This is a genomic window from Nocardiopsis sp. MT53 (assembly GCF_019598965.1).
GTDB lineage: Bacteria > Actinomycetota > Actinomycetes > Streptosporangiales > Streptosporangiaceae > Nocardiopsis > Nocardiopsis changdeensis.
Genome location: NZ_CP080599.1, coordinates 3,053,082 through 3,078,384, shown reverse-complemented (window position 1 = coordinate 3,078,384; position 25,303 = coordinate 3,053,082). Strand labels below are relative to the sequence as shown.

The 25,303-nt window shown below is 72.2% G+C and carries 23 protein-coding genes and 2 tRNA genes; 12 read left to right on the top strand and 13 right to left on the bottom strand.

Going from position 1 to position 25,303, the window contains the following annotated elements:
• Positions 1-159: 159 nt before the first annotated feature.
• A complete protein-coding gene (rsgA, locus tag K1J57_RS13745) occupies positions 160-1,272 on the top strand; it encodes a ribosome small subunit-dependent GTPase A (RefSeq protein WP_220564815.1) in 1,113 nt (370 codons plus the stop codon).
• A 53-nt stretch (positions 1,273-1,325) separates the two neighbouring features.
• Here the strand turns inward: rsgA and K1J57_RS13740 are convergent, their stop codons facing one another.
• Both K1J57_RS13740 and metG read right to left on the bottom strand, forming a co-directional pair.
• Positions 1,326-2,249, bottom strand: coding sequence for a TatD family hydrolase (locus K1J57_RS13740; RefSeq protein WP_220564814.1), 924 nt, complete (start codon positions 2,247-2,249; stop codon positions 1,326-1,328).
• 109 nt (positions 2,250-2,358) lie between these two features.
• On the bottom strand, positions 2,359-4,176 hold the full coding sequence (metG, locus tag K1J57_RS13735) for a methionine--tRNA ligase (protein WP_220564813.1): 1,818 nt from the start codon (positions 4,174-4,176) through the stop codon (positions 2,359-2,361).
• 180 nt (positions 4,177-4,356) lie between these two features.
• On the opposite strand from metG, the gene K1J57_RS13730 reads away from it, so the two are divergent.
• Positions 4,357-4,806 (top strand): hypothetical protein, encoded by a 450-nt coding sequence (locus K1J57_RS13730; protein WP_370634657.1) that lies wholly within the window; start codon positions 4,357-4,359, stop codon positions 4,804-4,806.
• A gap of 136 nt (positions 4,807-4,942) precedes the next feature.
• Complete coding sequence (gene secD / locus K1J57_RS13725) at positions 4,943-7,576, top strand: protein translocase subunit SecD (RefSeq protein ID WP_255647035.1); 2,634 nt, start codon at positions 4,943-4,945, stop codon at positions 7,574-7,576.
• 76 nt (positions 7,577-7,652) lie between these two features.
• On the opposite strand, the gene K1J57_RS13720 is transcribed toward secD, so the two are convergent.
• Both K1J57_RS13720 and rsmI read right to left on the bottom strand, forming a co-directional pair.
• Positions 7,653-8,318, bottom strand: a complete 666-nt coding sequence (locus tag K1J57_RS13720) for an AIM24 family protein (protein WP_220564811.1) — start codon at positions 8,316-8,318, stop codon at positions 7,653-7,655.
• A 66-nt stretch (positions 8,319-8,384) separates the two neighbouring features.
• Positions 8,385-9,287 (bottom strand): 16S rRNA (cytidine(1402)-2'-O)-methyltransferase, encoded by a 903-nt coding sequence (rsmI, locus tag K1J57_RS13715; protein ID WP_220564810.1) that lies wholly within the window; start codon positions 9,285-9,287, stop codon positions 8,385-8,387.
• 107 nt (positions 9,288-9,394) lie between these two features.
• Between rsmI and K1J57_RS13710 the strand changes: the two genes are divergently transcribed.
• From K1J57_RS13710 to K1J57_RS13700, 3 genes are all read left to right on the top strand, one after another.
• Entirely contained in the window at positions 9,395-11,044 is a 1,650-nt protein-coding gene (locus K1J57_RS13710) for a dolichyl-phosphate-mannose--protein mannosyltransferase (protein ID WP_220564809.1), read from the top strand.
• 298 nt (positions 11,045-11,342) lie between these two features.
• Positions 11,343-11,549: a cold-shock protein gene (locus tag K1J57_RS13705; protein WP_220564808.1), complete on the top strand. Its 207-nt coding sequence runs from the start codon at positions 11,343-11,345 to the stop codon at positions 11,547-11,549.
• Positions 11,550-11,768: 219 nt separating this feature from the next.
• The gene (locus K1J57_RS13700) at positions 11,769-12,083 is read left to right on the top strand and encodes a sec-independent translocase (RefSeq protein ID WP_220564807.1); all 315 of its coding nucleotides are present in this window, start codon (positions 11,769-11,771) and stop codon (positions 12,081-12,083) included.
• Between the two features lie 6 nt (positions 12,084-12,089).
• Here the strand turns inward: K1J57_RS13700 and K1J57_RS13695 are convergent, their stop codons facing one another.
• Complete coding sequence (locus K1J57_RS13695; RefSeq protein ID WP_220564806.1) at positions 12,090-12,614, bottom strand: hypothetical protein; 525 nt, start codon at positions 12,612-12,614, stop codon at positions 12,090-12,092.
• Positions 12,615-13,544: 930 nt separating this feature from the next.
• On the opposite strand from K1J57_RS13695, the gene K1J57_RS13690 reads away from it, so the two are divergent.
• Positions 13,545-14,270 carry a response regulator transcription factor gene (locus K1J57_RS13690; protein ID WP_255647034.1) on the top strand — a complete coding sequence of 242 codons (726 nt, stop codon included), beginning with the start codon at positions 13,545-13,547 and terminating at the stop codon, positions 14,268-14,270.
• An 840-nt stretch (positions 14,271-15,110) separates the two neighbouring features.
• Here K1J57_RS13690 and K1J57_RS13685 read toward each other — a convergent pair.
• The 7 genes from K1J57_RS13685 to galU all read right to left on the bottom strand — a co-directional run bounded on the left by K1J57_RS13685 (position 15,111) and on the right by galU (position 20,580).
• Positions 15,111-15,184 (bottom strand) — tRNA-Ala (locus K1J57_RS13685).
• A 69-nt stretch (positions 15,185-15,253) separates the two neighbouring features.
• Positions 15,254-15,841: a hypothetical protein gene (locus tag K1J57_RS13680; RefSeq protein WP_220564805.1), complete on the bottom strand. Its 588-nt coding sequence runs from the start codon at positions 15,839-15,841 to the stop codon at positions 15,254-15,256.
• A gap of 392 nt (positions 15,842-16,233) precedes the next feature.
• On the bottom strand, positions 16,234-16,953 hold the full coding sequence (locus K1J57_RS13675) for a GNAT family N-acetyltransferase (protein WP_220564804.1): 720 nt from the start codon (positions 16,951-16,953) through the stop codon (positions 16,234-16,236).
• Positions 16,954-17,160: 207 nt separating this feature from the next.
• On the bottom strand, positions 17,161-17,673 hold the full coding sequence (locus K1J57_RS13670) for a molybdenum cofactor biosynthesis protein B (RefSeq protein WP_220564803.1): 513 nt from the start codon (positions 17,671-17,673) through the stop codon (positions 17,161-17,163).
• Entirely contained in the window at positions 17,666-18,169 is a 504-nt protein-coding gene (moaC, locus tag K1J57_RS13665) for a cyclic pyranopterin monophosphate synthase MoaC (RefSeq protein WP_220564802.1), read from the bottom strand. Before moaC ends, K1J57_RS13670 begins: the two co-directional genes overlap by 8 nt.
• Before the next feature lie 100 nt (positions 18,170-18,269).
• Entirely contained in the window at positions 18,270-19,496 is a 1,227-nt protein-coding gene (gene glp, locus K1J57_RS13660; protein ID WP_220564801.1) for a gephyrin-like molybdotransferase Glp, read from the bottom strand.
• Positions 19,497-19,626: 130 nt separating this feature from the next.
• Positions 19,627-20,580: a UTP--glucose-1-phosphate uridylyltransferase GalU gene (gene galU, locus K1J57_RS13655; protein WP_220564800.1), complete on the bottom strand. Its 954-nt coding sequence runs from the start codon at positions 20,578-20,580 to the stop codon at positions 19,627-19,629.
• Between the two features lie 138 nt (positions 20,581-20,718).
• Here galU and K1J57_RS13650 point away from each other — a divergent pair, with 138 nt between their 5' ends.
• The 4 genes from K1J57_RS13650 to mscL all read left to right on the top strand — a co-directional run bounded on the left by K1J57_RS13650 (position 20,719) and on the right by mscL (position 23,448).
• Positions 20,719-21,327, top strand: coding sequence for a 5-formyltetrahydrofolate cyclo-ligase (locus tag K1J57_RS13650; RefSeq protein WP_220564799.1), 609 nt, complete (start codon positions 20,719-20,721; stop codon positions 21,325-21,327).
• A 172-nt stretch (positions 21,328-21,499) separates the two neighbouring features.
• Positions 21,500-21,841 (top strand): FmdB family zinc ribbon protein, encoded by a 342-nt coding sequence (locus K1J57_RS13645; RefSeq protein WP_220564798.1) that lies wholly within the window; start codon positions 21,500-21,502, stop codon positions 21,839-21,841.
• 379 nt (positions 21,842-22,220) lie between these two features.
• Positions 22,221-22,874, top strand: coding sequence for an SAF domain-containing protein (locus K1J57_RS13640; protein WP_220564797.1), 654 nt, complete (start codon positions 22,221-22,223; stop codon positions 22,872-22,874).
• A 166-nt stretch (positions 22,875-23,040) separates the two neighbouring features.
• Positions 23,041-23,448: a large conductance mechanosensitive channel protein MscL gene (gene mscL, locus K1J57_RS13635; RefSeq protein ID WP_220564796.1), complete on the top strand. Its 408-nt coding sequence runs from the start codon at positions 23,041-23,043 to the stop codon at positions 23,446-23,448.
• 81 nt (positions 23,449-23,529) lie between these two features.
• Here the strand turns inward: mscL and K1J57_RS13630 are convergent, their stop codons facing one another.
• A complete protein-coding gene (locus tag K1J57_RS13630; RefSeq protein ID WP_255647033.1) occupies positions 23,530-24,642 on the bottom strand; it encodes a D-alanyl-D-alanine carboxypeptidase family protein in 1,113 nt (370 codons plus the stop codon).
• A 433-nt stretch (positions 24,643-25,075) separates the two neighbouring features.
• Between K1J57_RS13630 and K1J57_RS13625 the strand changes: the two genes are divergently transcribed.
• Positions 25,076-25,148: transfer RNA gene (locus K1J57_RS13625), tRNA-Arg, on the top strand.
• Positions 25,149-25,303: the final 155 nt, after the last annotated feature.

The window sequence follows — 25,303 nt, the reverse complement described above, 5'->3', positions numbered from 1 at the left end:
GCGTGCGCCCGCCGCGGAACGACCCGGAGAGGAGGACGCGCCATGCCTGTGACCGTCCTTGCCTGTGAGCCCCACCTCCCGACGTTCCGCGAGCCCTGAGCGCACCCGACCACTCCCGGGTGCCCGGCTCGCCTTCTTCCCGAAAGAAAGAGCCGTACCGTGAACACCCGTGTCACCGACACACCTCCGCATCCGCTGACGGCGCTGGGCTGGAACCCGCGCGTCGCGGCCGCCTTCGACTCCGTTGCCCACGGCTCGGAGCACCTCTTGGTGCCCGGGCGCGTGAGCGCCGCCCGCCGCGGCGGCTCCGTGGTCCGCGTCCCGGGGGACGAGGTCCCCGCCGACCACTCCCCCGCCGTCCTCAAGGACACGCGGACCGACCCCACCCTGGCCCCGTGCACCGGCGACTGGGTCGCCCTGCGCCGCTCGGGTGACGCCTGGCTGGTGGAGGCCGTGCTGGAGCGCTCCGGCACACTCGTCCGCCAGGGCATCGCCAAGGACTCCTACGACCAGGTCCTCGCCGCCAACGTGGACCGCGTCCTCATCTGCGAGGCGGCCGACCAGGGGCCCAACGTGGGCCGCCTGGAGCGGTTCCTCAGCCTGGTCTGGGCCGGCGGCGCCGAGCCGGTCGTCGCCGTCACCAAGGCCGAGCTGGCCGGGGACCGGCTGCCCGAGGTCGTCGAGCTCGTACGCTCGGTCTCCCCCGGGATCGAGGTCCACGTGGTCAGCGCGCACACCGGCCAGGGCCTGGACGCCCTCGCCGAGCGGATGGCCCCCGGCTCCACCTGGGTGCTGCTGGGCACCTCGGGCGCGGGCAAGTCCAGCCTGGTCAACGCCGTCGCCGGACAGGAGCTCATGGACACCGGCGCGATCCGCGGCGACAAGCGGGGGCGGCACACCACCACCCACCGGCAGCTGCTGGTCCTGCCCCGGGGGGCGGTCGTCCTGGACATCCCCGGCGTGCGCCGCATCGACGTCCCCGGCGAGGCCGAGGGCGTGGACCGGACCTTCGCCGACGTCACCGAGCTGGCCGAGCAGTGCCGGTTCCGGGACTGCGTCCACGAGACCGAGCCCGGGTGCGCGGTCCGCGCCGCCATCGACGAGGGCGAACTGGACCTGAGCCGCCTGGAGCGGTGGAACCGGCTGCGCCGCGAGTCGGAGCGCAACCGGGCCCGGGGCGACGCGCGGCTGCGCTCCGAGCAGACCCGCGTGTGGAAGGCCCGCACCAAGGAGGGCCGCGAGCGCGGCCGCCTCAAGCGGGGCGGGCGCTGACGGCGGCGGGCGCCTCCCCTCGGGGGAGGCGCCCGCACGCGGGGCCCGGGGGCTCAGAACCCGAACGCCCGCTTGGCGTTGCCCGCGATGGTCGCGGCGAGCTCGTCCTCGTCCAGGTCCTTGACCTGTGCAAGCGTCCGCAGCGTGTGCGGGATGAGGTAGGGCGCGTTGGGACGGCCCCGGTACGGCTTGGGGGTCAGGAACGGCGCGTCCGTCTCCACCAGCATCAGCTCCGCCGGGGCCGCCTGCGCGGCCTCGCGCAGAGGCTCCGCGCTGGCGAACGTCACGTTGCCCGCGAAGCTCATGAAGTAGCCCAGGTCCGCGCAGCGGCGGGCCATGGCCGCGTCCCCGGAGAAGCAGTGGAACACCACCGTGTGCGGGGCGCCCTCCTCCTCCAGCACGCGGAACACGTCCTCGTGCGCCTCCCGGTCGTGGATCATCAGGGCCTTGCCGTGCCGCTTGGCGACGGCGATGTGCCCGCGGAACGACTCCTCCTGGGCGCGCGCCCCCTCGGGGCCGGTGCGGAAGGTGTCCATGCCGGTCTCGCCGACCGCCACCACCTGCGGCCGGGCGGCCAGGGCGTCGATCTCGGCCAGCTGCTTGCGGAGGGCCTCGAAACCGCCGGGCTCGCGGGTCTTGCCCGCCCAGTCGGTGTCGTCCACCTCCACACCGTCCGCGCCGTCCCCGTGCACGACGCGCGGCGCCTCGTTGGGGTGCAGGGCGACCGCCGCCCACACCTTCCCGGGGTTGGCGGCCGCGACGTCCACCGCCCAGCGCGACGACGGCAGGTCGACGCCCACCTGGAGCAGCGGGGTCACCCCGACCGCCTCGGCGGCGGCGATGATCTCGGCGACCTCCGGGGTCTGCATGTCCATGTGGGTGTGGCTGTCGGCCACCGGGACCCGCAGCGGATCCGGCGCCGGAGGCGGCGTCTGCGCGTTGCGCGCCTCGACGGCCTTCCCCGACCGCTTGCCCATGTTCTTCCCTCCGCGACGAGCCGCGCCGACGGGTGACCCGTCGGCGCGGCGGTGTGTCCTGTTCGTTCTCTTGTGCGTCGTGCCCCGGGCCCGGCCCGGGCCGCGCGTCCTACGCGGCGCCGCCCTCCAGGCGGGCCAGCTCCTCGTCCACGACGGACGGGTCGAGCTTGGCGAACAGCGGCTCGGGGCGGCTCAGCGGGGTGCCCGGCACGATCGGGATCGACTCCCAGCGGGCGGCGTTGTCGGCGTAGTCGCCGGTGATGACCGGGTAGTCGACCTTCTCCGCCGAGCCGCCGATGGTGTCGTGGCCGGTCTCCAGGCGGGGCATGCCCGTCCAGGTGCCCTCGCCGCCCAGCATCGCGTACACCTTGTTGGCGGACTGCGGCAGGAACGGCGTGAGCAGGGTGTTGGCGTCCTGGACCAGCTGGAGCGCCACGTGCAGCACGGTGGCCATCCGCTCCGGGTCGGTCTTCTTCAGCGCCCACGGGGCCTGGTCGGAGATGTACTTGTTGGCCTCGGCGACGGTCCGCATCGCCTCCTGGAGCGCCGCCTTGAACTGCGAGCGCTCCAGGCGGGCGCCGACGGTGCCGAACGCGGCCGCGGACGCCTCCAGTACGCGGCGGTCCTCGTCGGTGAGATCGCCCGCCGCGGGGATCTCGCCGAGGTTCTTGGCCGCCATGGAGATGGAGCGGTTGACCAGGTTGCCCCAGGCCGCCACCAGCTCGTCGTTGTTGCGGCGCACGAACTCGGCCCAGGTGAAGTCGGTGTCCTGGGTCTCGGGCCCGGCGGCCATGATGTAGTACCGCAGCGCGTCGGCGGAGTAGCGCTCCAGGAAGTCGCGCACGTAGATGACCACGCGGCGCGAGGAGGAGAACTTGCGCCCCTCCATGGTGAGGAACTCGCTGGAGACCACCTCGGTGGGCACGTTCAGCGCGCCCAGCGGGCCGGGCTCGCCGCCCCGGTCGCCCCGGCCGCTCGCCCCCAGCAGGATGGCGGGCCAGATCACCGAGTGGAAGACGATGTTGTCCTTGCCCATGAAGTAGAAGGACTCCGGGTCCTCCCCCTGCCACCAGCGGCGCCACGCCTCGGGGTCACCGGTGCGCTCGGCCCACTCGATGGACGCGGACAGGTAGCCGATGACCGCGTCGAACCACACGTACAGCCGCTTGTTGGCGTTGTCGCTCCACCCGTCCAGCGGGATCGGCACGCCCCAGTCCAGGTCGCGGGTGACCGCGCGCGGCTGGAGGTCGTCCAGCAGGTTCATGGAGAACTTCAGGACGTTGGGGCGCCACTGGCCCTCCTTGCCCTTGAGCCACTCCGAGAGCACGCCGGCGAAGGCGGGCAGGTCGAGCATGAAGTGCTCGCTGTCCACGAACTCCGGGGTCTCGCCGTTGATCTTGGAGCGCGGCGAGATGAGGTCGATCGGGTCCAGCTGGTTGCCGCAGTTGTCGCACTGGTCGCCGCGCGCGCCGTCGTAGCCGCAGATCGGGCAGGTGCCCTCGATGTAGCGGTCCGGCAGGGTGCGCCCCGTGGACGGGGAGATGGCGCCCTTGGTGGTGCGCGCGAAGACGTAGCCGTTGTCGTACAGCGTGGTGAAGAGCTTCTGCACCACGGAGTAGTGGTTGCCGGTGGTGGTCCGGGTGAACAGGTCGTAGGACAGGCCCAGGGCCACCAGGTCCTCGGCGATCACCCGGTTGTAGTGGTCGGCCAGCTCGCGGGCGGTGACGCCCTCCTGGTCGGCCAGCACCTGGATCGGGGTGCCGTGCTCGTCGGTGCCGCTGACCATCAGCACGTTGTTGCCCGACATTCGCTGGAAGCGGGAGAAGACGTCGGAGGGGACTCCGAAGCCGGACACGTGGCCGATGTGGCGCGGTCCGTTGGTGTAGGGCCAAGCGACCGCGGTCAGGATGTGGCGATTCGACGACATGACCTAAGCCTAAAGCCGACGGCGCCCTGACACGCACTCCATTAGCGGGCCCCGAGGGTACGCGCTCCGGGACGGGAGATTCCCCGGGGACCCCGGGTACCCGTATGCTCTGCTGGACGAACACGCGCGCAATGTGACGCATGCGACTCGGCGCCCAGCGGCGCTCCCGGACCTGAGGCGGTGGTCATCACGGCTCCCCGTGCCCTGACCCGTGCCCGTGCCCGGGCCCGCCGGGCCCTGGCCGCCCCGCTGGTCGCGGGGGTGGCCCTGCTCGTCGTGTTCTCGGTGCCGGGGATCGGCGCGGGCGAGCCCGTGCCGCCGGCGCTGCCCTCCTACGGGGTGGCCAGCGCCCCCCGCCCCGCGGACGCCGACCCCGGGCACGACCGGGTGGAACAGGCCGGGCACGACGACCACCGGGTCACCGTCGGCCCTCCGCCCTCGACCTGTGACACCAGGTCCGGGGTGCGCGACCTGCCCGACGTCCTGCCCGTGCCCGTCCTGAGCCTGGCCTCCTGGGATCAGCCCTGGTGGCCCGCCGACCCGCCGGGCGCCGAACCGGTGCCCGAACAGGGCGTCCCGCGGGACCTGCCGCCCACCCGGGCCCCGCCTCTCACCGCGCTCCCGTCCTGATCCCATCCCCGGACGCCGCATCCCCCGGCCTCCGCGCCCGCAGCGCGTCCGGATCTCCATCGGCTTTTTCGCAGTGAGAGGTAACGACCCCTTGGCCACGTCCACATCGACATCGACGGGAACGGGGGGGCGCTGGTTGCGCGCCCTCGTGTCCCTGCTCGTGATCGCCGTCGCCTTCGGCGCGGCTTGGTTCATCCCGCCCCGCCTGGGCCTCGACCTGAGCGGCGGCACACAGATCGTCCTGGAGACCCAGGACGGCCCCGACGGCACCCCGGCCAGCGCCGAGAACACCGACCAGGTCGTCGAGGTGCTGCGCCAGCGCATCGACCGCCTCGGTGTGGCCGAGGCGACCATGTCCCGCTCCGGTGAGAACCGCATCATCGTGGAGCTCCCCGGCGTTCAGGACCCCGCCGAGGCGGCCCAGATCGTCGGCCAGACCGCGCAGCTGTCCTTCCACCCGGTGCTGGGTGTGGGCCAGGCCGGCGGCCAGGGCGTCCAGGCGCCCGGCGACTTCGCCAACGCCCCCGAGGGCGAGGCCGACGAGGCCCGCGCCCCGCAGGACACCGAGGAGGCCCCCGCCGAGGAGGCCCCCGCGGAAGAGGGCGGCGAGGGCGCCGGCGGCGCCGGGGAGATGAGCGACGAGGAGCTCCAGGAGCTGCTCAACGGCATGGGCGGCGGCCAGGGCCAGCAGCCCGGCCAGGCCGGCCCCAGCGCCGAGAACCCCGAGGACGTCGTCATGACGCTCCCGGACTCCGACGGCACCAACCTCCAGCTCGGCGAGACGGTCATCAAGGGCGACCGGGTGTCCAGCGCCGAGGCCGCGCTCGACAGCGTCAACCGCGCCCAGTGGACGGTCAACGTCGGCTTCCGCGGCGAGGGCCGCGACCAGTGGCAGCAGCTGACCGCCGACGCCGCCTGCTACCCGCAGGGCGACCCGCGCCGCCGGGTGGCGATCGTGCTGGACAACCAGATCATCTCCGCCCCGGAGGTCAACCCGGAGATCGGCTGCGAGGTCGGCATGTCCGGCGGCCAGACCACGATCACCAGCCCCACCTTCACCCGTGAGTCCGCCAACGAGCTGGCCGTCCTCATCGAGGGCGGCTCGCTGCCGCTGCCGGTGACCGAGGTCCAGCGCCAGACGGTCGGCCCGACCCTGGGCGCCGAGGCCATCCAGGCCAGCGCGATCGCCGCGATCCTGGGCATCGCCTTCACCGCCCTGTACATCACGCTGGTCTACCGCCTGGTCGGCTTCCTGGCGTCGCTGGCCCTGGCGTTCTACACCCTGATCGCCTACGGCGCCCTGGTGGCGCTGGGGGCGACGCTCACACTGCCCGGCCTGGCGGGCTTCGTGCTCGCGATCGGTATGGCCATCGACGCCAATGTGCTGATCTTCGAGCGCGCCCGCGAGGAGTACCAGCGCCAGCAGGCCGTCTACCAGGCCAACCGCGCGTCCGGGATGAAGGAGGGCGACGACGACGGCAAGGGCGGCGGCGCCCTGGCCCGCCGCCGGCGCCGTGCCGTGCCGCCGAGCCTGGAGAAGTCCTTCGTGGAGGGCACCGGCAAGGCGTGGAGCGCGGTGCTCGACACCAACGTCACCACGCTGCTGGCCGCCGGCCTGCTGTTCTTCCTGGCCTCGGGCACCGTCCAGGGCTTCGGCGTCACCCTGAGCATCGGTACCCTCGTGTCGATGTTCTCGGCCCTGGTCATCGCCCGCGTGTTCGTGGAGTGGGCCGTGCGCCGCGCGGTCATCCGCAAGCACCCGGCCATCAGCGGCCTGGACCGGATCGGCCCGGTCCGCACCTGGCTGGTCGAGAAGAGCCCCGACCTGATGAAGCACCGCTCCAAGGGGCTCATCGCCGCGGGCCTGCTCGTGGTGGTCGCCCTGGTCGCCCCGCTGGTGCAGAACGTCAACCTGGGCGTCGAGTTCACCGGCGGCCGGGTCCTCGAGTACGAGATCACCGGCGACCGCCAGGTGAGCGTGGACGAGGCCCGCGCGCTCGTCTCCGGGCTGGGCTTCCCCGGCTCGGACACGGCCGTGGTGCAGGAGGCCGGCGACGGCGACATCTCCGTCCGCACCGGCGAGCTCAGCGACACCGACGCGGCGTCGATCACCGACGCGCTCGCGGAGGAGACCGGCGGCGTCGAGGTGGTGAGCGACGAGCTCATCGGCCCGAGCATGGGCGACGAGCTGCGCAACCGGGCGCTGATCGCGCTGGGCGCGGCGCTGGCCCTCCAGATGATCTACCTGGCCTGGCGCTTCCGCTGGTCGTTCGGCGTCTCCACGATGCTGTCGCTGGCGTTCAACATGCTGCTGGTGATCGGCCTGTTCATCTGGCTGGGCAAGCCGATCGACGGCGTGTTCCTCGCCGCGATCCTGAGCGTCATCGGCTTCACCGTCAACGACACGGTCGTGGTGTTCGACCGCGTCCGCGACGAGTGGGCCCGCGACGACAAGTCCCCGTTCACGGTCATCGCCAACCGGGCGATCATCAACACCCTGCCCCGTACCGTCAACACGACCGTCGGCGGCTGGATCATCCTGGGCTTCCTGACCTTCCTCGGCGGGTCCTCGCTCCAGGACTTCTCCATCGCGATGCTGGTCGGTCTGACCACGGGCGTGGCGTCGACGGTGTTCGTCGCCGTGCCGCTGGCCGTGTGGCTGCAGAAGTGGGACAAGACCCCGCCTCCGCACGTCATCAAGGAGCGCAAGGCCAAGCAGCGCGTCGCCGCCAAGGCGGCCCGCGAGGCCGACGACGGAGCCGTCGTCTAGCGCTCCCCGCTCGCGGGAGGAACAGCGGAGGGCCCCCGGGGACGCGACGTCCCCGGGGGCCCTCCCCGTGTGGTGCTCAGCCCGCCTGGACGGGGACCGGTGCGCCCTCGGAGGCCTGCACCAGGACGAAGCCCTGGCCCTGGAGCGACAGCTGGAACGCCTCGCCGCTGCCGCGGCCGATGAGCGCGCCGGCCTTCATGGTGCGGCGCACGCCGGTCTGGAGGGTGCTGGACCAGGCGACGGCGGCGTCGGTGTCGACGAAGGTCGGCTGGTCGATGTTGAGCAGCACCGGGGTGCCGTGGCAGGCGATGGCGATGCGCCCCTGGCCGGTGAACGTGGTGTTGAACAGCCCGCCGGCCGCCATCCCGGCGCCCTGGACGCGCTTGATGTCCCAGGCCAGGCCCGGCTCGAAGGCCAGCACGTTGTCGCCGTTGACGGTGATGGAGTCGTGGCCCTCCAGGTCGATGAGGTGGACGTCCCAGGCGTCGCGGGCCAGGAAGACGTCGCCCCGGCCGCTCACCTTCATCAGGGGCATGCCCTCGCCGGTGAACGCCTTCTTGAGGAAACGGCCGACGCCGCCCGCCCCCTGGTAGTCGAAGTCCACCTGGCCCTGGTAGGCGATCATGGCGCCCTGGCGCGCGAAGATCTCCCCGTTCAGGCCCACCCGGAGCATCTTGTGGTTCTGGAGGTGCATCCCGGGCTGACTGATCTCCTGGGCCTGCTGGAAGAGCTGGCTGCGCATGCTTGTCCTCTCATCGCGAACGGTGTCCCGCCGGGTTGGACGCCTCCCGGAGGGAAAAGTTCCCGTTCACCCCGCGGTGTCTCCTGTGACTTCGGCGTCTCCTGTGACGCCGTGCACCAAATCGTAGACACGGCGCTTGGGCACACCGGTCTCCTTGGCCACCCGGGCGATCGCGTCCTTGCGGCGGACGCCCTCCTCCTCTAGGGCGTGCACCGCCGCCAGCAGGTCGCCGTCGGCGGCCGCCCCGCCCGCGGGCCGGGCCCCCTCGACCACCACGGAGATCTCGCCCCTGACCCCCCGGGCCGCCCAGTCGGCCAGCTCGGCCAGCCCGCCGCGGCGCACCTCCTCGTAGGTCTTGGTGAGCTCGCGGCAGACCGCCGCGCGGCGGTCCGGCCCGAACGCCTCCGCCATCGCCGCCAGGGTGGCGGCCACCCGGTGCGGGCTCTCGAAGAACACCATGGTGCGCCGCTCGGCCGCGAGCTCCGCCAGGTACCCCGCCAGACCCTTGCGCGGGGGGAAGCCCTCGAAGCAGAACCGGTCGGTGGGCAGGCCGGAGACCACCAGCGCGGTGGTCACCGCCGACGGCCCGGGCACGGCGGTGACCGGGATGCCCTCGGCCGCGCAGGCCGCGGCCAGCCGGTAGCCCGGGTCGGACACCCCGGGCATGCCCGCGTCGGTGACGACCAGGACGTCCCGGCCCTCGCGCAGGTCGGTGAGCAGCTCGTCGGTGCGGCGGCTCTCGTTGGCGTCGTAGTAGGACACGACCCGGGCGCCCTCGGCACCGCCGGGGCGCACGCTGGCCCGGGTGGCGAACTGGCGTAGCCTTCGGGTGTCCTCCGCGGCGATGACCCGGGCCTCCTCCAGGACGCGCAGCAGCCTGGGCGGCGCGTCCTCGAGGTTGCCGATGGGGAGCCCGGCCAGGGTCAGGGTTCCGACCCTCCGCTTAGCTTCGCCCTCAACCACTGTCATCCCCGTCCTGTCACGCTACGGTGGCATCTATCACGCCACCCGAAACCTGTCTCACGGTCCGTCCACAAAGGGACACAACCCTCTCCGACCCCAACCTACGAGCCGAGATGACCACCACCGCATTTTCCTCCGAGGTCGAGTCGACCCCACCCGCTCCCCCACGCCCCTCGCCCCTGCGTGCCAGGTTCCTGCCCGCCGACCCGACCCCGGCGTGGATCGCCTGGCTGGGGGCCGTGCTCGTCGCCGCCTTCGCCGGGGCCCTCCGGTTCGTCGGCTTCGGGGAACCCCCCCGGATCTACTTCGACGAGACGTACTACGCCAAGGACGCCTACGGCCTCCTGAACTACGGCTACGAACACGAGACCGTCGAGGAGCCCGTCGACGCCGACGCCCTGCTCCAGGACGGCGCGACGGCGGACATCTTCACCGGCGGCGGCGACTTCATCGTCCACCCGCCGGTCGGCAAGTGGATGATCGCGCTGGGCGACCTGCTGTGGGGGGCGCTGCCGTTCGGCGAGTCGATGACCCCCGAGGCCTGGCGGTTCGCCTCGGTCCTGGCCGGCATCGCCTCGGTCCTCATCCTGGTCCGGGTGGCCACCAGGATGACCCGCTCGGTGCTGCTGGGCTGCACCGCCGGCGTGATCCTGGCGCTGGACGGCCTGCACTTCACGCTGAGCCGCGTCGCGATGCTCGACATCTTCCTCACCCTGTGGATCCTGGCCGGGTTCGCGTGCCTGGTGATCGACCGGGACAAGACACGGGAACGCCTGGTGCGGCTGGCCGAGGCCGGGGTGGACGCGGCCTCCGTCGGCTGGTTGGGGATGCGCTGGTGGCGGCTGGCCGCCGGGCTGTGCTTCGGTCTCGCGGTGGGGACCAAGTGGTCGGCCCTGTTCTTCATCGCCGCGTTCGGCCTGCTCACCGTGGCGTGGGACTACGGGGCGCGCAGCAGCGCCGGCCAGAAGCGCCCGGGCCTGCGGTGGCTCGGCTTCGACGCGATCCCGGCGTTCGTACAGACCGTGATGGTGGCGGGGATCGTCTACCTGGTGTCGTGGTCGGGCTGGCTGTTCACCCGGGGCGGGTACAACCGGGACTACGCCGACGGCCTGGCCCCCGACTTCCTGCCCGGCTTCCTGGCCGCGCCGGTGGAGGCCCTGCTGAGCCTGTGGAACTACCACACGCGCATGATGGGCTTCCACGAGAACCTCAGCAGCGACCACACCTACATCTCCCAGCCGTGGGAGTGGATCATCATGCGGATGCCGGTGATGTTCCACTACAACGGCGAGGCCGTGGGCTGCCCGAGCGGCGACTGCGTGACCTCGATCGTCTCCATCGGGACGCCGGTCGTCTGGTGGCTGTCCATCCTCGCCCTCACCGTGCTGGTGGGCTGGTGGGTCACCTTCCGCGACTGGCGGGCCGGGGCCGTGCTGCTGGGCGTGGCCGCCGGCTGGCTGCCGTGGTTCGCGTTCCCCGACCGCCCCATGTTCCTGTTCTACGCGCTGCCGATGCTGCCGTTCCTGGTGCTCGCGATCGTGCTGATGCTGGGCCTGGTGATGGGCGCCGGGGAGGAGAGCCCGCGGTTCTCGCCGTATCTGCGGGCACTGGGCGGAATCGTGTTCGGCGTGGTGATGCTGTTGATCATCGCGCACTTCGCCTACCTGTACCCGGTGCTGGCCGCCTATCCGCTGGACCAGGAGATGTGGGACGAGCGGCTGTGGTTCCGGGTGTGGATCTACGGGCGCGACGCGCTGGCGTGACCCGTGCGGGAGGACCGGGCGTTCTCCATTAGTGGCAGCACCGAAAGAAATCAATGCTTTCGCGTAGCCGAAACAGGACAGACCGCCGACGGGGATTCCCCTGCCGAAAGCCTCGGCAGGGGACCCCCCTCCCTGGTACTGTCTGCAACTGGTTGCTGTTGTAGTTTCCATGGATGCCCGAGGCGCCTCGCGGAACTTCACGTGGGCGCTTTTGCGGGGGACCGTTCTCTTCACTTCGGCGCCCGGCGACCCGGGGCCAGCAGGGTGCGGCCCCGTTGTAGTCCCCAAGGGAGAGCACATGGCTCAGGGCACCGTGAAGTGGTTCAACTCTGAAAAGGGTTTCGGGTTCATCGCCGTCGAGGGCGGCCAGCCCGACGTGTTCGTGCACTACTCGGCGATCGCGGGGACCGGCTTCCGGAACCTGGAAGAGGACCAGCGGGTCGAGTTCGAGGTCATCCAGGGCCCCAAGGGCCCGCAGGCCGCGGACGTCCGCCCCATCGCCTAGACAGATCGTGGCGGGTCCCGGCGGCCCGGCGGAACCGTCCAGGCGGGCGTTTCCCTCCACAGGCGTTCCCGGCCCCCGCCCCTCCCCAGGGGCGGGGGCCGGCCGCGTCCCGGCTGTTCCACGGGTGTCCGCGTTGTGATCCGGGCACGGTTACCCAAGCGCACCGATACCGGTTAACCTGCTTGAAGCCGGTCGGTATCCCGAGAACGAGGATCGCGCATGTTCAACATCAGCGGAGGAGAGTTCGTCGTCCTCCTTCTGCTCGCGCTGTTGATCTTCGGCCCCGACCAGCTCCCCAAGGCCGCCCAGCAGGTGGGCCGGGTGCTGCGCCAGCTGCGCACGATGGCGAACTCCGCCAGCAAGGACATCAAGGAGGGCCTGGGGCCGGAGTTCAAGGACTTCGAGGTCCAGGACCTCAACCCCAAGCGGTTCGTGCAGAAGCACTTCTGGGAGGAGGGCGAGGACGAGCCGCAGCTCAAGCCGGCCGCCCGGCTCAACGGCCGCCGTCCCCCCTTCGACGACGAGGCGACCTGACCGGCCTCAGCCGGCCAGCATCAGGACGAACAGCCCCAGCCCCAGCAGGATCAGCGAGCCCACGATGACGGCGGGCGAGCCGAAGGCCAGCACGAGCACCTCCGCGGCCATCGCCCCGCCGATCGCGGCCGCCGCCCAGGGCCAGCGCGCCTCCGGCGACCAGCCGTTGCGGCGCTCGCGGGCGACGGTCACACCGAAGGCGAGCGCGATGAGCGCCCAGAACAGCAGGTGGGCGACGATCCTCGCGGAGGGCTCGGTGTAGTCGGCCATCCCGCCGACGACCATCACGTACAGGACCGTCCCGGTGGCCAGGCGCCAGTAGCCGTGACCGCGTTCGACGGGGATGTCGCGCAGCCGGGCCGGGGTGGTGCGGCGGAAGCGCTCGGCCGCCATGGGCCGCGGTTCGGGCCGGGGCGGCGGGGGCGGCTCGGGGCGGGGACGGGGAGGCTCGGGCGGCGGCTCGTACCCTCCGACGGGCTCGGGGCCCTCCGGGTACTGGTGGCCACCGGGGTGCTGGGGGGAGTCGGACACGGTCCGCCCCTTCAGGTCGGCGCTGTCCGGCCTGCGGCCGGGGACTCTCGCCCCTCCCCTACCCGGAGCCCGCCGGTGTCAAATCCCCCCACGTGAGAAGGCCCGGTCGCCGAACGACCGGGCCTCGGGCTGCTCGCGCCTACAGCCAAACCCAACCGCTCTCTTGGGCGTGCGCGGTCTGCTTGATCATGGCATGTACCTTTCGTGCGTTTTCAGCCCATCCCTGGACCACCTTGGACCACCCGCCCGCCCCCGACAAGACCCTCATCCGAATGTTCACCCTTTTATGACACATATGGACACAAGGGACGTAAGGGTGACGAATCAGCGGAGCGAGTACCTCCGGAACCCCAGTTCAGCGGCACCGCCTTCGCGATCGCAGTTCACACCCTCCCCGACCACCTGCAAAAACAGGATCAGCCAACGGCAAAAAGACCCCAGCCCCCTTCACCGAGAGTGACCTCGCGGGAATTACCCCATTCCCATTCACCGCCGCCCCGGAGCCCGAAATTCGGAGTCTTTTCCCTGGACACCGGGAGCCCGCCGATAAACCTCCCGGAACACGGCGATCCCGCGCCCGGGCAAGGCGCCCCGAAGGGCCGATACTCTCCGTGATCACCTTGCGACAGAGGTTCTCGGACCCCAGGGGAATCCCGGGACTTCGGTCCCCTGTTATGGACGCACTAAACCTCGGTATATTGCCAGTCACTTTCAGGGGAAAGCCTCACGTCACCCTTCCCCGGCATCGCCGGTCCGCCCGTTTTCTGGCGTACTGCGCCGCATACCACCGGGTAAGTTCCGGGATCGTCCGCGCGGATCACGGAAAGCCTGCCTAAAGTAGGAGGGACCCGCCCGAGTCCCCGGCGTACGGGGTCCGAGCGGGACGTGGAGTCTCCCTCCCGGCCGCCACGTGCAAGGAAGGCACCCGTCGTGAGTCCGCACCCCCCGAGTCCGCCGCCCTACACCCGCTCGCCCGACGGCGTCCCCGTCGACGGCGCCGACCGCACCATCCGGGTCATGGTGGTCGACGACCACGCCTTCTTCCGGCGCGGCCTGGTGTCCGTCCTGGACGAGGAGGCCGACATCGACGTGGTCGGCGAGGCGGGGGACGGCGAGGAGGCCGTCCGGCTCGCCGCCGACTCCCGCCCGGACGTGGTCCTCATGGACGTGTGGATGCCGCACGCCCGCGGGATCGAGGCCTGCCCGCGCATCCGCGAGGCGGTGCCGCACACCAAGTTCATCATGCTGACCATGAGCGACGAGGAGTCCGACCTCTTCGACGCGCTCAAGGTCGGCGCCAGCGGCTACCTGCTCAAGGAGATCGCCGTCACAGACCTGCCCCGGGCGGTGCGCAGCATCGCCGACGGCCGCTCCTTCATCAACCCGACCATGGCCACCCGCCTCATCGGCGAGTTCGCCGAGCTGGCCAAGCAGGAGAGCACGCCGGAGCCGGCGGCCATCCCCCAGCTCACCCCCCGGGAGACCGAGGTCCTCAAGCTGGTCGCCCGGTCGCTCAACAACCGGGAGATCGGCGAGCGCCTGTTCATCACCGAGAACACCGTGAAGAACCACGTCCGCAACATCCTGGAGAAGCTCCAGGTCCACTCCAGGACCGAGGCTGCCATCTACGCCGTCCGCGCCCAGTACGCGTCCTGAGGGCTATCCTGGCTCCGTACCGGCCCCCGCACAGGGGATAGCCGCTTCGCCGGTGACACTCGGGGCTCCGGTCCGGAATCGAGACCCCGCCGAAGGGGATATCCGACCGGCCCCGCCGGGGGCCGTGCCACGCACGGCCCCCGGCCACCCCGAGAACCGCCCACCCCCGAGGCCCTGCCACGCGACAGGAAGCCTCCCAGGTTCGAGCCCTCACGAGCACGGCCACGACCATGCGAGAACCCCCGCGCACACACCGCCCAGGAGCCTCTCCAAATCGCCCCCGGGCGCAACCACACCCGGCACAAGGGCCCGGGCACACGCGCCCCACGAGCCTCCCCCGGCCCGGCCCACCCCACAGGCACGACCGCACCCGGCGCGGGAGCCCCAGCGCACACAAGGCCCAGGGCTTCCCCAGATCGCCCCTTCGGCCCGGCCACACCCGGCGCGGGCGCCCCCCGGACACACACGGCCCGGAGCACCCTCAGATCACCCTCCGGCCCGGCCCACACCCCGCACAAGAGAACCCGCGCGCAGCCCCGGCACAGACGCCCTGCCGCAGAGCAGCCCCCGAGTCACCCCGAACACACCCCACAACCGGCACGGGTCCCTGTCGACAGCCTCAGGAACCTCAGGACACACGCGCCCCACAGGCAGTTCTCAGACCACCCACGGGCACCGCCCGTGGCCGATGCAAGAGAACGCCCCACCCGCGGATCCGGGCACGCAACCCCCGCCCCAGGGGGTCACCTCGGGGGGTTCGGGGGGTCTCCCCCCGGTAAACACGAAGGACGACCCCGCGAGGCGGCCGAAGGCCGCCGAGCAGGGTCGTCCCGAGTCCTGTGGAGCTATGGGGATTTGAACCCCAGACCCCCTCGATGCGAACGAGGTGCGCTACCGGACTGCGCCATAGCCCCTTGAAGACGAGTTAAGCCTAGCAGGCTTCCGGGGATGCTCCGAACCGGTTCCGGAGCACCCCCGGGGCGTCAGTCCCCGGCCGCCCGCAGGCGGGCGTCGGCGTACTGGTCGTAGACCTGGCTGCGGCGGTCGCGCAGGGCGATGATCTCCGCCTCGCGTTCGGCCTCGCGCTCCTGCCGTTCGGCCAACCTGCGGGCCCGCAGGGCCGCGCGGCGGCGCGCCCTCAGGACCGCGGCCCGCTGTTCGGCGTCGGCCTTGGCGGCCTCGCGCAGCAGCACCAGGTGTCCTCCCAGCAGGAGCACCGGCGGGATCGTCACCCACCAGGGACCCAGCCCGAAGGCGACGGCGATCGCCGTGCCCGCGGTGAGCAGGGTCAGCACGGTGGTGCGCCGGCGCCGCCGGGCGATGACCCGGGAGCGGCGCTCGTTCGCCCGTACGGCGGGGAGCGGCGCGGGCTCGGCGGCGGTCGCCGCCTCCTCCTCGTAGTCCTCGTCCTCGCCCTCGGGGACCTCGGCCTCCGCCTCGGTCCCGGTGTCCTCGTCCTCGCGCCGCGGCTCCTCGGGGACGGCGTCCACCGAGTCCTTCCGCAGCAGCATCGGGACGAGGACGATGAGCCATACGACCACGATGGCCAGGTACAGAGGAGAGCTGCTCATCACCCCTCCTCACGATGACGGCCATTGAACGTTGTCCGACACTTCGTCGACACCGCCCCGCGCGGTCCGTCCGGGGAGGGGAACGTCCGTCCCGGGGACGTGGTTCCCGACCTCGGACCTGTCCGGGAGGTCTCCCGGGCATATCCGCGCGCTGCCCGCATCGTCAATGCGTCTATGTTCCGCACGGTACGACCCCGTGTCCATAAATGCGCCACATTCTGACCGGAGTGTCGCAAGATTGTGGACCCTCAGTTTCGGTCGTCCGGCACGGCTGAGCGTCGACGCAGGTCAGAGGGTGACTGCGCAGAGCAATGCCATTTCAACGCAAAGTAATTGATCAATGTCGTTAAAGAGAGGTTTAAGTTCCGGTCACACCCGTGATGGTGCCACGTTCAGTTCGGCCCGGGGCTCGGACTCGCCGGGTGGCGGGGATCTCCGCCGCCGTTCGGGTCCTGTGGCCCCAATGGGGAACCGGGACCGGAATCGGACTCCGGCGGAGTCCCCGAGGCTCTGCCCAGGCGCCACCGGTGCAGCAGCCCGTCCGGCACCTCCTCGGCCGTGAGCGCGTAGCAGATGTGGTCCCGCCAGGCCCCGTCGATGTGGAGCTGGCGTCTGCGCACTCCCTCGTCCCGGAAGCCGAGCTTGGTCGCGACGCGCCTGCTGGCCCGGTTCTCGGGGCGGATGTTGGCCTCGACCCGGTGCAGCCCGACCTTGAAGAAGGCGTGGTCGACCGCGAGCGCCACGGCCGTCGGGGTGATCCCGCGGCCCGCGTGGGCGCCGTCGATCCAGTAGCCCACCTGCGCCGACCGCGCCGAGCCCCAGACGATGCCGCCGACGGACAGCTGCCCGACGAAGCGGCCCCCGTAGTACACGGACCAGGGCATGGACAGGCCCTGGCGGGCCTCCCGCCGGATGGCCTGGATCATGGCGACGTAGGGGGACAGCCCGGTGCCGCGCAGCGGCATCTCCGGGTAGGTCGGCTCCCAGGGCCGCAGCCATTCGGCGTTGCGGGCGCGGGTGTCACGCAGTGCGGTGGCGTCGCGGAGCCGGAGCGGCCGGAGTTCGACCGGACCCTCCCGCAGGGTGACGGGCCACCCTTGTCTGCGATTCACGACCGTCCCTTCGCCGGCACCCGCCGGTTCCGGCTCCGGCGGGGTACTCCAGTATTCCACTCCTCGGACACGGCGTGTCGGGAGTCACCCTGGCCCCGGAAACGGATGGTCCCTAATGGCACTGGTTCCGCACCGGAAAGGAGTGCCGAGGTCAAGGAATTCTCTCTGAACGGAATGCCCGAGATGTGATTCCCGTCATTGTCCGGTTCATTCGGAACGCGGGTGATCCGTGCCACGCAGCTGGTCGAGGGCGTGGCCCAGGACCGGCTCCAGGACGTCCATTCCGTCGCTCGCCCCGCCCCGCGACCCGGGCAGGTTCACCACCAGGACCCGCCGGTCGCCGCGCACGATCACCCCGGCCAGGCCGCGCGAGAGGATCGCGGTGGGTACGCCCTTCTCCCGTCCCGCGGACCGGATCGCCTCGGCGATCCCGGGCACCTCGTACGCGAGCAGGGAACGGGTCGCCTCGGGGGTGAGGTCCTGCGGGGTGACCCCGGTGCCTCCGGTGGTCAGCACCGCGTCGGCCCCCTCGGCCACCGCGCGCTCCAGGGCCTCGGCGACCGGCGGGCCGTCCGGCACCACCCAGGGGCCCAGCGGCTCGAAGCCCAGGGCCCGCAGACGGTCGGCGATCACCGGTCCGGAACGGTCGGGGTACACCCCCGCCGCCGCCCGGTTGGACGCCGTCACCACGGCCACGCGCCGCGCGGGGGCGTCACTCACCGCGCCTCCAGTGGCCCTTCTTGCCGCCGGTCTTCTCCTCCACCCGGACCCGGGTGACCTCGGCCTCGGGGTCGACGGCCTTGACCATGTCCACCAGGCCCAGGGCGGCGGTCATGACGCTGGTCAGCGCCTCCATCTCCACCCCGGTGCGGTCCGCGGTGCGCACCGTCGCCCGGATGTCCACGCCCTCGTCGACGACGGTCAGCTCCACGTCCACGCCGTGCACGGCGATGGGGTGGCACAGCGGGACCAGGTCGGGGGTGCGCTTGGCTCCCTGGATCCCGGCGATCCGCGCCACCGCCAGGGCGTCGCCCTTGGGCACCCCGCCGCCGCGCAGCGCGGCGACGGCCTCGGCGCTGAGCAGTACGCGGCCGGTGGCGGTGGCGGTGCGGGCGCTCACGTCCTTGGCGGAGACGTCGACCATGCGCGCCGCCCCCGACGCGTCCAGGTGGGTGAGTCCGCCGGGACTCCCGTCCGCCCGTGGGGTGTCGCTCATGGTCCGTCGGTCCTTCCGTGTCCGTGGCCCTCCGGGCCCGTCGGGCCCTCCATGAAGGTACGGCACACGGGCACCGGGCGCCCCCCGGACCCCGGCGGGGTCAGACCGGTTCGGGCAGGACCAGGGCCTCCACCGCCGCCCCCGACGGCAGCTCCGTGACGTCCTCGGGCACAACGATCAGCGCGTTGGTGGTGGTGAGCGCCGTCAGCTGGTGCGACTCCTGCCGGGTCAGCGGCGCCACCGCGGCCTCCCGCCCCGGGACGGCGGGCTCCAGCACGGCGCGCAGGTAGGAGCGGCGCCCGGGCGGCGAGGCGACCGGCGCGGCCAGCCGGGCGCGGACGCCCTCCAGCGAGGCCGGCGGCAGGCCGCGCAGGCGGCGCAGCACCGGCAGGACCAGCACCTGGAAGGAGACGAACGCGCTCACCGGGTTGCCCGGCAGGGTGATGATCGGGGTGCGGTCCGGGCCGATGACGCCGAACCCCTGGGGCTTGCCCGGCTGCATCGCCACCTGGGAGAACTCGACGGTGCCCTGGGCGCTGAGCACCTCCTTGACCACGTCGTAGGCGCCCATGCTCACCCCGCCGGTGGTGATGAGCAGGTCGGCGCGGACCAGGAGGCCCTCCAGGGTGTCCAAAACCTTGGCCGGGTCGTCGCCGACGAACCCGTGGCGGTGCACCTCGCAGCCCGCGTCCCGGGCGGCGGCCGCCACCATGAAGCTGTTGGACTCCCAGATCTGGCCGGGGCCCAGCGGGCGGCCGGGCTCCACCAGCTCCTCCCCGGTGGAGAGCACCACCACGCGCGGGCGGGGGAAGACCGGGACGGTGCGGCGGCCCACGGCGGCCAGCACGCCCATCTCCCCGGCGCCGATGCGCGCGCCGGGCTCCAGGACCACCGTTCCGGCCTCGATGTCGCCGCCCGCCCGGCGGATCGCGTTGCCCTCCCGGACCGGCCGGGAGAAGGCGGCCCGGGCGGTGCCGCCGTCGGTCCACTCCACCGGGACGACCGCGTCGGCGCCGACCGGCAGGGGCGCGCCGGTCATGATGCGGGCGCACATGCCGGGGCGGATGGCCGTCGGGGACGGGTCGCCCGCGGGGATGTCGGCGACCACCGGGAGCAGGACCGGGGCCTGGGGCGAGGCGTCCGCCAGGTCGGCGGCCTGCACGGCGTAGCCGTCCATGGAGGAGTTGTCGAAGCCGGGCAGGGAGACCGGGGAGGCGACCGTCCCGGCCAGGACCGTGCCGTGCGCCTGGAAGAGGTCGACCTCGACCGGCCGGGGGTCGTCCACCACGGCCAGGATGTCGGCGATGTGCTGTTCGACGCTCTTCACGGGGGCTCCTCCGATTCGCGGCCAGGGTGCGGGCGCCCGGGGGCGCCCACGCCCATTGTGGCCGGGCACGGGCCGGCCGGCGGTCACCCGCCCCCGGTCCGTGCGTCACGCCCGCCGCACCGCCGGGGGATCACTCCCCGGAGCCGCTCCCCCGCCCGTCCGCCGGGGCGTGCCGGTCGACGAACTCGCGCAGCCACGGCAGCAGCTCGTCGGCCAGGTCCGGGCGGCGGCAGGCGAAGTCCACCACGGTGCGGATGTAGTCGGCCTTGTTGCCGGTGTCGTAGCGGTGGCCGCGGAACAGGACGCCGTGGACCACACCGCCGTCCTCGGGCTTGCGGCGGGCCAGCTCGCGCAGGGCGTCGGTGAGCTGGATCTCGCCGCCCCGGCCGGGCGGGGTCTCGTGCAGCACCGGGAAGACCGCCGGGTCGCAGATGTAGCGGCCGATGATCGCCCAGCGGCTGGGCGCCTGCTCCGGGGCGGGCTTCTCCACAAGGTCGGTCACCACGACGACGTCGTCCTCGTCGGTGGCCTCGATGCCCGCGCAGCCGTAGAGGGAGACCTGCTCGGGCTCGACCTCCATGAGCGCGACCACGCTGCCGCCGTGCTTGGCGCGGACCTCGATCATGCGGCGCAGCAGCTCGGCGGACTCGATGAGGTCGTCGCCGAGCAGGACCGCGAACGGGTTGTCGCCCACGTGCGCCTCCGCGCACAGCACCGCGTGCCCCAGGCCGCGCGGCTCCCCCTGGCGGACGTAGTGGACCTGCGCCAGGTTGCTGGGCTCGCGGACCGAGCGCAGCCGCTCGGCGTCGCCCTTGGACTCCAGCGCCTCCTCCAGCTCGTAGGCCCGGTCGAAGTGGTCCTCGATGGAGCGCTTGTTGCGGCCCGTGATCATGAGGACGTCGTTCAGGTCGGCGGCGACCGCCTCCTCCAGGACGTACTGGATCGCGGGCTTGTCCACGATCGGGAGCATCTCCTTGGGGGTGGCCTTGGTGGCCGGGAGGAAGCGGGTCCCCAGACCGGCCGCGGGTACGACCGCCTTGGTCACGGGGGCGGGATCGGGGTTTGGCAGGTCGCTGGGATTCATGTCGGCACTCTAGGACAGTCTCCGGCCGTCCACGATGCACCCCGGTGTTCCGGGTGTCGAGAAGTTCCGGTTGTTTCGGGTCCGGGTAGGGCGAAAGCCACCCGCCGTTCACCGGCGGCGCGCTGACAGACTGGCCGCATGGACGAGACGACACGGTCGGAGAAGCGGCGCATGCGGCGGGAGGTCCTGGCGGCGCGCCGGGCGATGGACCCCGGGGAGCGCGAACGCGCCGGGTCGGCCGTGCGCGACACCCTCACCGCGCTGCCGTGGCTGGCCATGAGCGGGACCGTGGCCTGCTACTACTCGGTGGGCACCGAGCCGGACACCCGCAGGCTCGTCACGGCGCTGTGGAAGCGGGGCACGTACGTGCTGCTGCCGGTCTTCCTGCCCGACGGGAACCTGGACTGGGCGGCCTACGACGGCCCCCAGAGCCTGGAGCCCGCCGGGCACGGGCTGCTGGAGCCCACCGGGCGCCGCTACGGGACCGGGGCCCTGGCCACCGCGGACGCCGTGGTGTGCCCGGCGCTGGCCGTGGACCGCTCCGGCGGGCGGCTGGGCCGGGGCGCCGGGTGCTACGACCGGGCGCTGTCGCTGCGCGGGCCGAACTGCCCGGCGATCGCCGTGGTGTACGACGGCGAGTTCGTGGACGCGGTGCCCCGCGAGGAGCACGACCTCCGGGTGGACGCGGTGGTGACCCCCGGCGGCCTGCACGTGTTCGGGTCCGGCGTGTGGCCGGACCGCCGGTAGCCGCCGCCGGGCGGCGGGATTAAGCGGGCGCCGGAGGGCGTTGACAGGGAGGATCGCGCTCCGGTCGGCGACGACGCCCGCGACCGGTGTCCCCACTGTCACGTCCCCGGTCGTCGAGCGCGTACTATTTAGCAGTCAACGGGCGAGAGTGCCAGCAAGGAGGACCCGAACAGTGCCTACGTACCAGTACGCGTGCACCGAGTGCGGCGCCCAGATGGAGGTCGTGCAGAGCTTCAGTGACGACGCCCTGACCGTCTGCCCCGAGTGCGAGGGCCGACTGCGCAAGGTCTACTCGGCCGTGGGCATCGTCTTCAAGGGCTCCGGCTTCTACCGCACCGACAGCGGCAAGACCTCCAACAGCTCTTCCCTGACCGGCTCCAGCGCCACCACCGCCCCCGCCTCCGGCAAGGCCGAGTCCACGGGTTCGGAGTCCTCCTCGTCGTCCTCCTCCGCCAAGAGCGAGAGCACGAGCGGCAGCACCGCCACCGCGACCACCGCCGCGACCGGCGGCTGAGGTCGCCGGCCGTTGACCGAACTCCTCCGCGCCGCCGAGTGACTCGGCGGCGCGCGGTGCGTCCGGCCCCGATCGCCTCCGAACCTCCTTCGGCCGTGACCGCGCCGCGGTCCGCGTCGGCCGACCGCTCCGAAGCCCCCTCCGCCCCCACCCCTGCCGGAATCGCTCCGAAGCCGCTACCGGGAACGCCGTGGGCGGTTCCGGAGGCCGCTTCGACCCCGTACCGGCCGGGATCGCTCCAGGGCCCTGGCGGAACGACCCGGCCTTCTCCGGCCGCCCCTGGGCGCGCGGGGCAGGGATGTGGCAGGGGCCCGGAAGAGGCGGAAAAGGGCCTGTGGACAACCCGTCCGGGCGGGTCCGGCGGACTTATTTTGGGGGCATGACCGAGCCCCCTCGCCCTCCCTACCGGCACCGCGGCGCGCTCACCCGCTTCGTGGACCGGCACCGGCGGACCCTCGCCGCCCTGCTGACCGTCGCCGCGCTGACCGCCGCCGTCCTGGCGGTGCGCCCACCGCCGCCCGCCACCGTCGAGGTCCTGGTGGCCGCCCGGGACCTGGACGCCTCCGGGCCGCTGGCCGCCGGCGACCTCGCGCCCGCCTCCCTGCCCACGGCCCTCGCCCCGCGGGGCGCCCTGGAGCCGGACGCCGCGACCGCGGGCCGGTCCCTCAACGCCCCCGTCCGCCGCGGGGAGGTCGTCACCGACGCCCGGCTGGCCGACCCGCCCGCCCTGCCCTACGGCGACGGCCTGGTCGCCGTGCCCGTGCGGGTCGCCGACCCCGGGGCGGTGGCGCTGCTCTCCCCCGGCGACCGGGTGGACGTACTGGCGGCGCGGGGCCGCGACGAGTTCGCCCCCGCCCGCGCCGGACCGGCCGCGGAAGTGGTCGAGGGCCGCCCGGTGCTGGCCGTGCCGTCCGAGAGCGACCACGGCGGCGAGGGCGGCGCACTGATCCTCATCGCGGCCAGCCCACAGGAGGCCAGGGAACTGGCCGGGCACGCCGTCGACTCCCGGCTTTCCATCACCATCCGCGGCTGACCGCTGACCTTGCGTCCATCACCATCCGCAGTTGACCACTGACCTTTTGTGGTGAAAGCTGGCCGGGCGCCCCGCCCGCCTCGTCCCGTGCCCCCGGCGCGTGCGGCCACGGACCCCCGGCGGGGGCGCGTTCCGCACAGCAAACGAGACACGTAGGGCTTTTGCCATGGATGGATTCAAGAAGTTCCTGCTCCAGGGGAACCTGGTGCAGCTCGCGGTGGCGGTCGTGATCGGCACGGTCTTCGCCAACCTGGTCACCGCGTTCACGGAAGGGTTCATCACCCCGCTGATCGGCATCTTCGGCGGGATCCCCACCTTCAGCGACCTCTACTTCGAGATCAACGGCAGCCGCTTCCTGTACGGCGCGTTCATCGACGCGGCGATCTCGTTCCTGCTCACCGCGTCGATCGTCTACTTCTTCGTGGTGCTGCCGGTCGCCAAGCTGATGGAGCGCTACGTCAAGGCGGAGGAGGCCACCACCCGCGAGTGCCCCCACTGCTTCACCGAGATCAACAAGAAGGCCGAGCGCTGCCCGGCCTGCACCAGCCAGGTCGTCCCGGAGACCGCCGTCTGACACGCCGCGGGGGCGGCCCCGTCGGGCCGCCCCCGGTCCATCCCCGCGGCCCCCGCCCGGGGCGGGTCCGCGGAGCGCGTCTCAGCGGGTGTACTCCCAGTGCCAGGGCTCGAACGGGCTCGACTTGGCCCAGGCCGGATGGATCCAGCCGTGGTCGGCTCCGTTGGTCTCCATCCAGTTCCATCTCTCCGAGCGGAAGTTCTGGATGCCGCACCCCAGGTCGATGGCCTGCCCCAGCCCGTGGTTGCTGGTGCCCGGGACCGCGGCGAAGCCGGGGGGCTGCTCGGCGTAGACGCGGTGCTGGTTGGGCAGGTCGCGGTAGGCGCTGTTGATGCACATGTTCTCGCCGAAGCGCTCGATGTACTTCACGTTGAGTTCGAGGAAGTCCACGGCGGCGTCGGCGCGCAGGAACTTGCCGTCGTAGAGCTCGCACAGGGCCTCCGACGGCAGCAGGCCGTTGGGGTAGCCGCTGGCCAGCTCGGCCTTGCTCGGGTCGCAGTTGGCGGCGGCCATGTAGGAGTCGGGGTCGATGCCGCGCGCCTCCAGCTCGTCGGTGAGCGCCTGCGTGCTCTCCTCCGACCGCGTGCGCAGCCGCTCCACCTCGGCCCCCAGCGCCGCCTGCTCCAGCTGGGTGGTGGTCTGCAGCTCCTGGGCCTGCCCGGCCAGCTCCACCTGCTCGTCGCGCAGGTCGGTGGCGTCCTGGATGAGCACCTCGTTGTTCTCCGAGAGCTTGGCCGCGTACGACTGGGTCTGCAGGTCCTCGTCGAGGTCCCCGGCGACCAGGACGCCCAGGGGCCCGGCGCTGGGCTGCTGGTACAGGGTGCTGGCCAGCTGCGCCAGCGGCTCGCGCATCTCGCCCAGCTCCAGCTCGGTCTGCTGCAGCTCGTGGATGGTCTCCACGAGTTCGCCCTGGGCCTCCTCCAGCGCCTCCTGCCGCTCCGTGTACTCGGCGGTGGCGTCTTCCAGTTCCTCGGCGGCGGCCTCGGCCTGCTCGCGCAGCTCCTCCAGGCTGGCGGCGGCCGGCGCGATCGCCACCGGCGGCGGCGGGACCACCATCAGACCGGTGACCAGCAACAGGGTGAGGGCCCGGGCGAGCCCGGCGTGCCAGCCGCGGTGGGAGACCGCGGACGGCGCACCATCCGCCGGTTCCGATACGCGGGGTCCCCGCCGCGCCGAATCAGAGGTGAACGGCACGAATGCTCCTCCGGCTGCTTCTAATCCTCGAACGCCTACCCGTGGCCGCAACGCAACGTACTACATGTCCACTTGCGGTCACGCGAGAACGGTCGGCCGAGTCGCGCGTAATCCGGGAGGGCACAACACCCCGTTCTGCGCGCACCGTTCGGCCGCCGATGTCGTCGCTGGTCATTGCGGTGCCGTAGGTCACACGAACCGCCCGCACCACGCCGCGCGGGGACGGAACGGAACCAAACCAGACAGCCCTCGTGAACAACATCACACCGCCACCAGGACAACCAATCGTAGGTCAGAGTACTCCGCCATGCACGCAGAGTCCCCCACTCGGAGGGCCGTGACACTCTTCGACACCCCGAGTACGCCCATCCTGGGTTAGGCTTGGCCCGGTGGCGGGGCAACGCATACCTGCGTCGGCCGCCCACCGAAGCATGGCTCCATAGCTCAGGGGATAGAGCACCGCTCTCCTAAAGCGGGTGTCGCAGGTTCGAATCCTGCTGGGGCCGCATGGTGTGACCTGCGAGGACATCGCAGAGTCAACGCGGGAAGAGCCCCGTGGGTCGCGATTCCGGTCGCGACCCCCGGGGCTCCACACGTCTCTGCGCGTCATCCAGCAGTGCCGACCCCCTCCGGTCGATGCCGCCGCGGGCGAGCGCGCCGG